Source organism: Verrucomicrobiia bacterium (assembly GCA_026414565.1).
Taxonomy (GTDB): Bacteria; Verrucomicrobiota; Verrucomicrobiia; order Limisphaerales; family Fontisphaeraceae; genus Fontisphaera.
Genome location: JAOAIT010000052.1, coordinates 65,811 through 77,483, shown reverse-complemented (window position 1 = coordinate 77,483; position 11,673 = coordinate 65,811). Strand labels below are relative to the sequence as shown.

The window sequence follows — 11,673 nt, the reverse complement described above, 5'->3', positions numbered from 1 at the left end:
CCGGCTGAGGGTCACCAGAAGGAAATCATTGCCCGCCACCGGCACGGTGGGCGCCTGCAGCACCGCACTCAACGCCCCCGCCGCAAACGCCAGCGTCCCATTGGTCCGCCCCACCCGGTTGCCCAGGATTTCAAAATCCACGGTGGTGCCCGGCAAGGCCGGTTCATTCAGGCTGACGGTTACGCCATTGGTAAAGGCGGTCAGGGAGCGCGGGCCGGCATCGCCGGCCAGGCTGAGTTGGGGCAGGATAACTTCGTAGGTGACTTCTTCGACGCCGGTGATGAAGGTGTCGAGTCCCTCGGTGAGCTGCACCTTGAGCACCGCAAAATTCGCGGGATTGAGGCCGGAGGGATAGATTTTTTGCAGCATGCGTCCAGCCTCGAAGGTCACGAGGCCATTGGTGAGGAGCTGGCCGTCCCCCAGGAGGGCATAGCGCACGGCCACGGTGCGGGGACGGAAAACGCTCAGGCGCACGGGGACGCCATTGGTGATTTCCATGAGGCGGAAGCGGTTGGTCCAGACGGCCAGGCCCACGCCCGGGGGGGCGTCGGGGGGGGTGGAGGAGAAGGCGGCCAAGCGCGGGCCATGGGCCTCGGCATTCCACACTTGATTTTCCGGCCAGCGCGGGTCCGGGCGGGTGAGGAAATTGCCGCGGATATCCATGTTGGCGACGCGGTAGGTCCAGTCCTGGAAATTCATGCCCCAGACATCGCGATGATTGTGGAGGAAGATGCTGTTGGTGGCGATCATGCGGCCACTGTAGGCCCAGTTGTAGTTATCGCCGAAGCGGGCGCCGGTCATGCAATCCACGACGTAGCAGCGCTCCAGGCGGCCGGTGGGACCGCCATACCCTGATTCCAGCGCCTGACCGCAGTTGATGAACACGCCGTCATAATGCGCCACGGATTTGTCCGGCCCGCCGCTCTGGCTGTCGGAGAGGGAGTTGGCTTCGTGATGGATGCCTTCAAACCAGCAATTTTGGTAATTGAGGAAACCTGAGCCGTCACCGCCGGAGTCCACGCCGTCGTCCTTGGTCCAGCCGAAGAGGGTGTTGGTGAAGCCGTGCGGTCCCAGCGGGGAGTCCACGATGTACAAGCCATCGTTGTCGCCATCCACGAAATTGGTGGAGATATCCGGGCATTCGATGAAGGCGCTGTCGTTGACAAGGAATTGCGCGCCGGTGTACTCGCCGCCGGTGGTGCAGCCCTGCATGAGGAAACGGGTCAGGGTGATGCGATAGGAGCGTCCGCTGCCGCCCTGGGCGTGGCCGAACTGGCCGGGCAGCCAGATGGCGGCGGTGTCGGTGAGGGTGAGATTGTTGTTGACGCCCGAGAGGGAAATGAGGGCCTGCTCGGCGCGGTGGCTGGTGATGCCAGAAAAACTGGGATCATGGCCATGGCCCCCAAACCAGTAGCCGGAGTAGCCGCCTGCGCCGGTGAAGAGGGCGCCGGTGGCGGTGAAGTCGGTGTTGTTGGCATGTTGGACAAAACCGCCCCAAGGTTGGTTGGTGGCGAGGGGGGCAAAGACGACCGGGCGGGCGACGGTGCCGTTGATGGTAATGGAAGCATTGTTGGTAAAACTGATGACGGGACTAATTCGCACGACGGTGCCGGCGCCGATGGTCAGGGAACTGCCGGCGGTCAAGTTGACATGGTTGGTGATGGCGATGCGCGCATTTTCCGGCCAGGCCACATTACCGCTCAGCGTGCCGCTGACGGTGGTCCAGTTGACCTGGCTTTCGTAGGTCACGGTTTTGGTGGTTTGTAGTCCCGCGAGGCTGAAGACATACTGGACTGCGCCGGGGCCAGCCGGGGTCAAAAAGCCGGAGCCTACTCCCCGTTTGATGGGGATGGGGCTGCTGCCGGAGACGGTGACGGTGCCGTTGACGCGCACGGCACGGCCCTGGGCGTCCACCACCCAAATGACGAGAGGCGGGGCCATGTCGGCTGGATAGCGTTCCGGCGCCATGATGCGCAGTTGCGCCCCGGCAAATTCCTGGGGGGCGCTGGGGATGGGCGGATAGAGGGGCAGGGGGGGCAGGCCGCGCTCGGTATTGCTGCGTTCGGCCGGATAAACGATGAATTGGGTGAGATTGCTGGCAACGGTTTGAGTGGTGAGGTTGGTGGCAAGCACCAGCAGCTCGTAATAGTCCGCGCGGGTGACGGTGACGGGGGCACCCACAGGGACGGGGATGTCGTTCAACCAGGCGGCGCCGGCGAAACCACTTTGCAGGGTGACGGTGAAGGTGGCGCTATCGGCGTAACTGTTGTAATTGCGGTTGGCGATGCCGGAGACGGTGATTTGGGCCTGGGCAGGGGGGAGCGGCAGGGCCGCCGCACAGGCGAAAAGAAAGCCATACAGCAGACGCTTCATGCATCTACCATGCCGGAAAAGCGCCTTCGCTGCAACTCTGGAGCATGCAAATTGCGCTCGACGCTGCGGGGCGCGGGTGATAAAGAGTGGATGGCAGAGGCCTTATATTATGAAAAAAATCCTGATTATCGGCGCCATTGTGGCCGTCATTGTCATTGCCGCCCTGGTGGTAGTCTTTTTGAATCTTGACCGCATTGTGAAACAGGGTGTCGAGACGGTGGGGCCCAAAATCACCAAAACGGAGGTGCGTCTGGACGGGGTTTCTTTGTCACCCTTTTCAGGCAATGGGAAACTGAAGGGGCTCTTTGTGGGCAACCCGCAAGGCTTCAAAACCCCGTCCGCGATTGAAGTGGGCGCGATGGAGGTGCAGGTCAATCTGGCCTCGCTCAAGAGCGACAAGATTGTGGTGGAGAAGGTGGCCATTCAGGGTCCGGTGATTACGTTTGAGGGGACGTTGAGCGGCAGCAACCTCAAGAAAATCATGGATAACGTGGAGGCTGTGGCGGGCGGCAAGGAGGATACGGGCACCTCCAAAACCATCCAAATCAAAGATCTCACCATTACGGGGGGCAAAATTAATTTCAGCTTCACCGGGCTGGGCGGGCGGACGGTCAGCGCGCCGCTGCCGGATTTGCATTTGACCAACATTGGCACTGAGGACAAGGGCGCCACGGTGGCGCAGGCCACCAAACAGGTGTTGGGGGCGGTGGTGAGCAATGTGGACAAGATAGCCGCCAAGATGATTCAGGAGGTGGGCAAGCTGGGCAAAGAAGCCGTCAATACGGCGGTGGAGCAGGTGGACAAGGCCGCGCAGGGCGTCAAGAAACTATTCAAGTAGCCCCGTATGCCCTGGACCTCTGCGGCAGTGGCCGAGCTCCGCGCGATGGTGGGGGCGGCGGAGGTGTTGACGGCGCCGGAGGACCTAATTCCGTATTCTTTTGATGGCACGGCGGCGCTGAAGCAGATGCCGGCGGCGGTGGTTTTTGCCCGGACCACCGCGCAGGTGAGCGAGCTGCTGCGCTGGGCCAATGCCCGGCGAGTGCCCGTGGTGACGCGGGGTTCGGGCACGGGTTTGAGTGGCGGCAGCGTGCCGGTAAAAGACGGCATCGTGCTCTGCCTGGCCAAGATGAACCGGGTGTTGGAGGTGGATGCCGCCAATTTGACTCTGCTGGCCGAGGCGGGGGCCACCACGCAGGCCGTGGCGGAGGCCGCCGCGCAGGCGGGACTTTTTTATCCGCCAGATCCCGGGTCACTTAAGATTTCCACCATAGGGGGCAATGTGGCGGAAAATTCGGGTGGGTTGCGCGGCCTGAAATATGGCGTGACGCGGCAATATGTGATGGGGCTGGAGGTGGTTCTACCGGACGGGGAGGTGTTGTGGACGGGCAATAAATGTGTGAAAGATGTGGCCGGCTACAGCCTGCGGGATTTGTTTATCGGTTCGGAGGGGACCCTGGGGGTGATCACCCGGGTTTTGTTGAAGCTGCTGCCGCGGCCGCAGGCTCGAAAGACGATGCTGGCGACGTTTGCGCGGATGGAGGACGCCGCCGCGGCGGTGTCGGCCATCATTGCCGCGCCGATAATTCCGTGCACCCTCGAATTTCTGGATCGCACGACCCTGCAGTGTGTGGAGGATTACGCCAAGATTGGGCTGCCGCTGGATTGCGAGGCGTTGTTATTGATTGAAACCGATGGGCACCCCGCCGCGGTGGCGGAGGAAGCCGCGGCCATGGAACGCATTTGCCGGGAGCAGGGTGCGCGCGAGGTGCGGGTGGCCGGGGATGCCGCCGAGGCCGAGCGCCTGGCGGCGGCGCGCCGGACGGCGTTCAGCGCCCTGGCGCGGGTGGGGCCGACCACGATATTGGAGGATGCTACGGTGCCGCGCAGCGAGCTGGCGCGGATGATTCGTTTTGTGCAGCAGGTGGCGCAAAAATACCGGTTGCGCATCGGCACCTTTGGCCACATGGGCGACGGCAACCTGCATCCCACGTGTTTGACGGACGAGCGCAACGCCGAAGAAATGCACCGCGTGGAGGCGGCGTTCAAGGAGATTTTCGAGGAGGCCATCCGGCTCGGGGGCACCATTACCGGCGAGCACGGTGTGGGGCTGGCCAAGAAGCACATCCTGCCGCGACAGGCGGGTGAGGCCCAGATGCGGGTGATGCGGGCGTTTCGCCGGGTGCTGGATCCGCAGGGCATCTTGAATCCGGGGAAGTTATGGGACTAGCACCTTCAGCCGGGCCGGCCGGCGGGCCTTCGCTTTTGCGGCATCTGGATTATGCGATTCTGCAGCAGTGCATGCATTGCGGGCTGTGTCTGCCGGTGTGCCCCACCTACGAGGCGACGCATATTGAACGGCACAGTCCGCGCGGGCGGATTGCGCTGCTGCGGTCGGTGGCGGACGGCCAGTTGGGCATGACGGAGACGCTGGCCCGGGAGATGTACTTTTGTCTGGGCTGTTTTGCGTGCATGACGGCCTGCCCGGCCGGCGTGAATTATGCGGAGATGTTTGAGGCGGCGCGGGCGGAGGCCGAGCTGAGCGGGAGGCTGGAGCGCCCCCTGCGGCGGTTGGTGCGGTCGGTCACGATACGGTGGTTGTTCATGGATATGCGCCGGTTGAAGGCGCTGGGCCGGCTGTTGCGCCTCTACGAAGCGAGTGGCGCGCAGGGTTTGCTGCGGCGCAGCGGCCTGTTGCGCCTGCTGCCGCGGCGCTGGCAGGAATTGGAGGCGATGACCCCGCCGGTGCAGCCGCGGTGGTCCGCGCAACTGATTCCGCCCCGGCTGCCGGCGGTTGGGCAACGCCGGCATCGCGTGGCGCTGCTGACGGGCTGCGCGCAGGACATACTTTTCAGCGAGATCAACCGGGACACCGCGGAGGTGCTGGCGGCCAATGGTTGCGAGGTGGTCACCCCGCCGCACCAGCATTGTTGCGGCTCTCTGCATGCGCATAACGGCGAATTGACGCTGGCCTGCGAGCTGGCGCGGCGTCAACTGGAACAGTTTCCGCCGGGAGAGTACGACGCGATCATCACGAATGCCGGGGGCTGCGGGTCGCATCTGCGGCATTACTCCCGGCTGCTCGGTGAGGATCCGGCATGGGCGGCAACGGCACGAGCCTGGGATCAAAAAGTGCAGGACATCCATGAATGGCTGGTACGCATCGGTTGGCGCGCGCCGGGCGGCAGCCAGCCCAAGCTGCGGGTGGCCTACCATGAAAGCTGTCATCTGGCGCATGGGCAAAAGATTGTGGCCCAGCCGCGCGCCCTTTTGCGGTCCATTCCCAACCTGGAGCTGATTGAACTGCCGGAAAGCAACTGGTGCTGCGGGAGTGCGGGCATTTACAACGTCATTCAGCCCGAGATGGCGCGGCAGCTTCTGGAGCGCAAGCTGGCGCATCTGCGCCGCACGGGCGCGGAAGTGGTGGCCACGGGCAATCCCGGGTGCCTGCTGCAACTCATGAACGGAGCCCGCAGCGCCGGCATGAGACTGAGGGTGGTTCATCCGGTCACGCTGCTGGCTGAGGCGTACCGTCGGGAAAGGCGGCCGGAGGGGGCAGGGCAGGGGGGCCGGGCGGATTAAGGCAGCTCAAAAAAGACCAGCGTGCGGTGGGATTTGGTGGGGCGGGCCGCGCCGTTGGTCCGTCCCCCGCACCATTTGCGCAGGATTTGCCACCAGCGGGGGCGTTCGTGGCGGGCTGCCGGTTTGGGCCGGGCCGCCGGGGCGCACACGTTGGCATGAGAATCAGGCATGGAGAATCTCTGGGTCAGGCGGATTTAAGTCCCAACAACTTGCGCACCTTGTCGCCCGCCCGGATGAACTTGACGAGGACGGGGGTGGGCCACTGCCGGATCTGGGTGTACCACTGGGACATGGTTTCAAAAAAATCGGCCAGCTCGCTCAGGCGGTTCATGGTGTAGGCGTCCACCTTGGGGTCTTTGGCGGCGTCGAGCAGGCAATCGCGGAGGACGGTCAAGGTGGGGTCCAGTTCCCGCTTTTTGCGCTCGTCCAGCACCACCCGGAACATTTCCCAGACATCGCGCATGGATTCAAAGTGGTCGCGTTTGTCGCCCATGACATGCACCAGGCGGACAATGCCCCAGTTTTGCAGTTCCTTGAGGCTGGTGCTGACGTTGGAGCGCGCGACGTTGAGGGTGGCGGCGATGTCCTCCGCATTGAGGGGTTTGGGCGAGATGAACAAGAGCGCATGAATCTGGGCCACGGTGCGGTTGATGCCCCAGCGGGCCCCCATTTCCCCCCAGTGGAGGATGAACTTTTCCTGGACGGGCGTCAGTTGAATCATATTTCAATGATTTCTGTCTGTTCAGAAATTACTGCATCTTCATGTAAATGGCAAACGGAATCTTGCGCCGCAGCGCGTTGCCCCGCCGGTGTGCGGCGGGGCCGGCGGTCCATTCTGCCTTGCCTTGCGCGCGCGTCCGTCCTAGAGTGGCGCCATGAAAAAAGTCGCTGTCATCCTGTCCGGTTGTGGAGTCTTTGACGGAGCCGAGATCCATGAATCGGTGTTGACTCTCCTGGCGCTGGATCGCGCCGGCGCCCAGGCGGTGTGCGCCGCCCCCGACATTCCCCAGCACCATGTGATCAATCATCTCACGCGCCAGCCGGTGCCGCAGGAAACGCGGAATGTGCTGGTGGAATCGGCGCGGATTGCGCGGGGCAACATCGTGGCCCTGGACAAGCTGAAACCGCGGGAGGTGGACGCGGTGATTGTGCCGGGCGGCTTTGGGGCGGCCAAGAATCTGTGCACCTTTGCGCTGGCGGGGGAGAATTTTGAGGTGCAGCCGCAGGTGGCGGGTTTTTTGCGGGAGGCGCATCAACTGGGCAAGCCGATCGGGCTGGTGTGCATTGCGCCGGCCATTGCGGCCAAATTGTTTGGGCCGGAGAAGGTGGAGTTTACGATTGGCAACGATGCCGGGACGGCCCAGGCGCTGAGCAAGCACGGGGCGAATCATGTCAACTGCACGGTATATAACGCGGTGGTGGATCGGCGGCACAAGATTGTGACCACGCCGGCCTATATGCTGGCCGGGCGGATCACCGAGGCGGAGGCGGGCATCAACAAACTGGTGCAGGCGGTCCTGGAGATGGCATGAACCTCAACCCCCGGCAGGCAAGATCATGAAAAAATCTTTGGGAGGCCGTCCGTTGTTATTTCCGACGCCGGTTTTGATCATTGGCACTTATGATGCTGAAGGCAAACCCAACGTGGCGGCGGTATCGTGGGGGGGTATATGTTCTTCGGATCCCCCCTGTGTGGCGATTTCGCTGCGGCGGGTGACGCACACTTATTCCAACATCACGCATCATAAAGCGTTCACGGTCAACGTGCCCTCGCATGAGCAGGTGAAGGTGGCGGATTACTTTGGCCTGATTTCCGGCAAATCGGTGGACAAGTTTGCCAAAGCCAAGATGACGCCGGTGAAAAGCACGCTGGTGGCGGCGCCGTACGTGAAGGAATTTCCCCTGGTGCTGGAGTGCCGGTTGCGCCACACGGTGGAGATTGGCCTGCATGTGCAGTTCATCGGGGAGATTCTGGATGTCAAGGCCGACGAGGCGGTGCTCAACCCCAACGGGCTGCCGGACATCAAGAAGGTGAATCCGCTAATCTTTGATCCGGCCACGCACAGTTATTACAATGTGGGCATGTTTGTGGCGGATGCTTTTTCGATTGGGGAATCCCTGCGTTAACCATGAAAGCGACGCGTGCCTGGATGGACATTTCGGTGCCGCTGCGGCAGGGGATGGTGCATTGGCCCGGTGATCCGGCGGTATATATCCAGCGGGTGAAAACCATCGGGCCGGATTCCAGTTGCAACCTGACGCATCTGAATCTGGGGGCGCATACGGGCACGCACATGGATGCGCCGCTTCATTTCCTGGCTGAGGGAGAGGGCATGGAGGCGCTGCCGTTGGACGCCGTGATCGGCCCGTGTCGGGTGATCGCCATTCATCATCCCGAGATCATTTCGGTGGAGGAGTTGAAGCGCCACCGGCTGCGGCGGGGGGAGCGAGTGTTGTTCAAGACGGCGAATTCAGAAAAATCGTGGAGCCGGCCCGATTTCGATCCTCATTTTGTCTATATCCCGGCGGCCACGGCCCAGTACCTGGTGGATTGCGGGGTGCGGACGGTGGGGGTGGATTATCTGTCGGTGGGCGGGTACAAGAAGGATGGCCGCCAGACGCACCAGATACTGCTGGGGGCGCGCATTTGGTTGATTGAGGGATTGAATCTGTCCGCGGTCCAGCCGGGCCGTTATGATTTGATTTGTCTGCCGCTAAAGATTGTGGGGAGCGACGGAGCGCCGGCGCGGGCGGTCGTCCGCCCGCGCAAGGGGGGTCGTTCGCGTTACAAGCGGGACTGAGGCGGTTGGAGGTCGGCGCCGGTTTGGGCCAGCAACTGGCTGACGGCCCGGAGGAAATCCCCGGTTTTGAAGGGCTTGCTCATGAAATAATCCACGGGGCGTCCATCCACGCGGATGTCTTTTTCCTCGACGGTGCCGCTGACCAGGAAGGCCTTGGTGGTGGGGGAGAGCCGCTTGCACTCGGCCAGGAATTGCACGCCATTGATCAGGCGGGCGCCCATGGAGAAATCGCTGATCACCAAGCGGGGCTTGACGGGGGCATTCCGGAAGGCCGCCAGGGCGGCCTCGCCGGAATTAAACGTCAGATAGGACCAGCCCGCCGATTCGAGCAGCAGGGCGGTCAGTTCCTTCAAATGCGGGTCGTCCTCGGCCACATAGATGGTGACCGGCTCAGGAGTTGGGCTTGCTGGCTTGCCTGATGGCGTTTGCATGTGGTGCAGGGGATGGCGGCGCACCGTGCGTTGACCACCGCTGGTTGCTCTCCAGCCCGCCCGTTCCGCGGGCGATGCTCAAGTTCCGCCATCTTGCTGCTTACCGGGCTATTATGTCTTATTTGGCAATAATCAACAAATCAAAATGAGCAACTTCCACGCCATTCTTAATTTTGACTCAAGGGCAGGGCTTCAGCGGGGACGAATCAATAGTTCTTCCACAATGGCCCGGGGCGGCAGCTCGATGGCGAGCAGCACGCAAGCGGCCACGTCTTCGGGTTGCAACATGCGGGCGCGGGCGGTGGCGTCCGGGGGCTGGGGACGGCGGTCGAGCAGGGGGGTGTCAATGTCGCCGGGCAGGATGGCGCAGGCGCGAATGCCGCGGGTGCGTTCCTCGGCATTGATGGCCTGGGTCAGCCCCAGGAGGCCAAATTTGGACATGGAATAAGCGGGTCCGGCCTTGGGGCTGGCCTGGCGGGCGGCGTCAGAAATCACATTGACGATGGTGCCGGAGCCGCGTTGTCGCATGTGCGGGAGAAAGGCCTGCACGCAGTAATAAGCGCCATGCAGGTTGGTGTTGATCATCAGGTGATAGTCCTCGCGGGAGAGCAGCTCCAGGCTGCGTTGGGGCACGTTGGTGCCGGCGGCATTGACCAGGACTTCCACCGCCCCCCATTGCGCCAACACGGATTGCCCCATGGCGGCGACGGCGGATTCGTTGCCCACATCGCAGGGAAAAAGGGCCATGCGGTCTGCGGCGGGGCCGGCCAGGGCCGCGGTGGCCTGCAGGGCGGCGGTGCGACGGCCCACCAGGGCCACCTGCCACCCGGCGCGCACGAGGGCCAGGGCAACTGCCTGTCCCACCCCGCTGCCTGCGCCGGTGACGACGGCATTCTTGCAGGTATTCATGGGGCCGGGTTTAGACGCCAATCAGCGCGCGATAATCCGCAGCGTTCATCAACTGCTCCACTTCCGCCGGATTGGCCGGCTTGAGCTTGACCAGCCAGCCGCCGGTGTAAGGTTCGCTGTTGATCAGACCGGGGTTTTGGGTGACGGCGGTATTGACTTCGACCACTTCGCCGCCAATGGGCGCGTACACATCACTGGCGGTCTTTACGGATTCCACCACGGCAAAAGCCTCGCCCGCGGTGACCTTTCTTCCCACGGCCGGCAGCTCGACGAAGACCAGCTCGGTCAGCTCGTGTTGGGCGTGGTCGGTGATGCCGATAATGGCCAGGCCATTCTCCAGCCGGACCCACTCGTGGGATTTGGTGTATTTCAGGGATTCGGGTACGTTTTGGCTCATAAAGCTGGTTGCAGCAAGGTTTAGGCGGTTGTGGGGGGGCGATAAAGGGGCTTGGGCACAATTTCCGCGGGGATTCGCCGGCCACGTATTTCAATTTCCAGCATGGTATGGGGCAGGGCGTAGGCCGCCGGCACGTAGCCCATGCCGATGCCCACCCCCAGGGAGGGGCTTTGGGTGCCGCTGACCACCTGACCGGCCGGCGCAGGAAGTCCGGGCACCCAGATGGGATACCCCGGGCGCGGGGGGGGCTGTTTTTCGGGCATCTTGAACGCCACACAGCGGCGGGCGGGGCCCAGCCGCGCCTGTTCTTCCAGCACGGCGCGCCCGACAAATGGCCCCTTGTCCAGCGCCACAAACATTTTCAAACCCGCTTCCAGGGGGGTGGTGTTTTCGTCCAGCTCGTGCCCGTAGAGCGGATACCCCATTTCGGTGCGGAGGGTGTCGCGGGCGCCCAACCCGGCCGGTTGCAGTCCGGCCGCCCGGCCGGCCTCGAGACAGGCCTCCCAAAGAGATTCGATGAGCGAGGCGCTGGTGTACACTTCGAAGCCATCCTCCCCCGTGTAACCGGTGCGGGAGACCCAGACGGGCATGCCTTGAAAGGCAAAGCGCGCGATTTGATTTTTTTTCAGTTCGGTGACACTGGCCACTGCCGCACCGGCCGTAGCCGGACCCTGCAGGCAGGCCTGGATGAAATGGACGGTGGCGGGGCCCTGAATTGCGACGGCGCCTGTGAGGTCTGACTGGTTTTCCAGATGCACATCGGCGTGGTGGGGAAAGGCCTGGCAGCGCTCCTGCATCCAGTTCCAGTCCGCCTCGATGCGGGAGGCGTTGATGACCAGGAGAAAGTCCTGTTCGCCCCGGCGGAAAACATAGAGGTCGTCCACCACGCCGCCGCGGGGGTTGCACATGAGGGTGTATTGGCCCTGACCGACACCGAGTTTGCGGATGTCATTGGTCAGGAGTTCATTGAGAAAGGCCGTGGCGGCAGGCCCCTGGCAGCGGACTTCCCCCATGTGGGAGATGTCGAAAATGCCGGCGGCCCGCCGCACGCAAAGATGCTCTTCCACGATGCTGGTATATTGGACGGGCATCTCCCACCCGCCAAACTCCACCATTCGCGCCTGGCGCCGGAGATGGGCGCCGAATAACGGCGTGCGTTTCAGGCCACTCATAATGATCCCGC

13 protein-coding genes are annotated in these 11,673 nt (G+C 63.0%); 6 read left to right on the top strand and 7 right to left on the bottom strand.

The genetic code is table 11. The features are described 5' to 3' along the window. Positions 1–2,373 (bottom strand): hypothetical protein (locus N3J91_12030; protein MCX8157153.1); only part of this gene is annotated, 2,373 nt, incomplete at its 3' end. Positions 2,374–2,482: 109 nt separating this feature from the next. Between N3J91_12030 and N3J91_12025 the strand changes: the two genes are divergently transcribed. Genes N3J91_12025 through N3J91_12015 form a run of 3 tightly spaced genes read left to right on the top strand, consistent with a single transcriptional unit; the run spans position 2,483 to position 5,952 of the window. Continuing rightward, the gene (locus N3J91_12025; protein ID MCX8157152.1) at positions 2,483–3,211 is read left to right on the top strand and encodes an AsmA family protein; all 729 of its coding nucleotides are present in this window, start codon (positions 2,483–2,485) and stop codon (positions 3,209–3,211) included. A gap of 6 nt (positions 3,212–3,217) precedes the next feature. Then, complete coding sequence (locus N3J91_12020; protein MCX8157151.1) at positions 3,218–4,600, top strand: FAD-binding protein; 1,383 nt, start codon at positions 3,218–3,220, stop codon at positions 4,598–4,600. Continuing rightward, complete coding sequence (locus N3J91_12015) at positions 4,591–5,952, top strand: (Fe-S)-binding protein (protein MCX8157150.1); 1,362 nt, start codon at positions 4,591–4,593, stop codon at positions 5,950–5,952. Before N3J91_12020 ends, N3J91_12015 begins: the two co-directional genes overlap by 10 nt. On the opposite strand, the gene N3J91_12010 is transcribed toward N3J91_12015, so the two are convergent. Both N3J91_12010 and N3J91_12005 read right to left on the bottom strand, forming a co-directional pair. After that, positions 5,949–6,122, bottom strand: coding sequence for a hypothetical protein (locus N3J91_12010; GenBank protein ID MCX8157149.1), 174 nt, complete (start codon positions 6,120–6,122; stop codon positions 5,949–5,951). The two genes, N3J91_12015 and N3J91_12010, sit on opposite strands and share 4 nt — an antisense overlap. Positions 6,123–6,136: 14 nt before the next feature. Beyond that, positions 6,137–6,670, bottom strand: a complete 534-nt coding sequence (locus N3J91_12005) for a MarR family transcriptional regulator (protein ID MCX8157148.1) — start codon at positions 6,668–6,670, stop codon at positions 6,137–6,139. Between the two features lie 157 nt (positions 6,671–6,827). Between N3J91_12005 and elbB the strand changes: the two genes are divergently transcribed. From elbB to N3J91_11990, 3 genes are read left to right on the top strand one after another with little or no spacing between them, the layout of a single operon-like run. Beyond that, the gene (gene elbB, locus N3J91_12000) at positions 6,828–7,484 is read left to right on the top strand and encodes an isoprenoid biosynthesis glyoxalase ElbB (GenBank protein ID MCX8157147.1); all 657 of its coding nucleotides are present in this window, start codon (positions 6,828–6,830) and stop codon (positions 7,482–7,484) included. Positions 7,485–7,509: 25 nt separating this feature from the next. Further along, positions 7,510–8,079 (top strand): flavin reductase family protein, encoded by a 570-nt coding sequence (locus N3J91_11995; GenBank protein ID MCX8157146.1) that lies wholly within the window; start codon positions 7,510–7,512, stop codon positions 8,077–8,079. A 2-nt stretch (positions 8,080–8,081) separates the two neighbouring features. Then, entirely contained in the window at positions 8,082–8,753 is a 672-nt protein-coding gene (locus tag N3J91_11990; protein MCX8157145.1) for a cyclase family protein, read from the top strand. Here N3J91_11990 and N3J91_11985 read toward each other — a convergent pair. The 4 genes from N3J91_11985 to gcvT all read right to left on the bottom strand — a co-directional run bounded on the left by N3J91_11985 (position 8,738) and on the right by gcvT (position 11,662). Continuing rightward, the gene (locus tag N3J91_11985) at positions 8,738–9,184 is read right to left on the bottom strand and encodes a response regulator (protein ID MCX8157144.1); all 447 of its coding nucleotides are present in this window, start codon (positions 9,182–9,184) and stop codon (positions 8,738–8,740) included. The genes N3J91_11990 and N3J91_11985 overlap by 16 nt on opposite strands. 192 nt (positions 9,185–9,376) lie before the next feature. Further along, entirely contained in the window at positions 9,377–10,093 is a 717-nt protein-coding gene (locus N3J91_11980; protein ID MCX8157143.1) for an SDR family NAD(P)-dependent oxidoreductase, read from the bottom strand. A gap of 10 nt (positions 10,094–10,103) precedes the next feature. Beyond that, positions 10,104–10,490, bottom strand: coding sequence for a glycine cleavage system protein GcvH (gene gcvH / locus N3J91_11975; GenBank protein ID MCX8157142.1), 387 nt, complete (start codon positions 10,488–10,490; stop codon positions 10,104–10,106). Between the two features lie 20 nt (positions 10,491–10,510). Next, positions 10,511–11,662 (bottom strand): glycine cleavage system aminomethyltransferase GcvT, encoded by a 1,152-nt coding sequence (gene gcvT, locus N3J91_11970; GenBank protein ID MCX8157141.1) that lies wholly within the window; start codon positions 11,660–11,662, stop codon positions 10,511–10,513. Between the last annotated feature and the right edge of the window lie 11 nt (positions 11,663–11,673).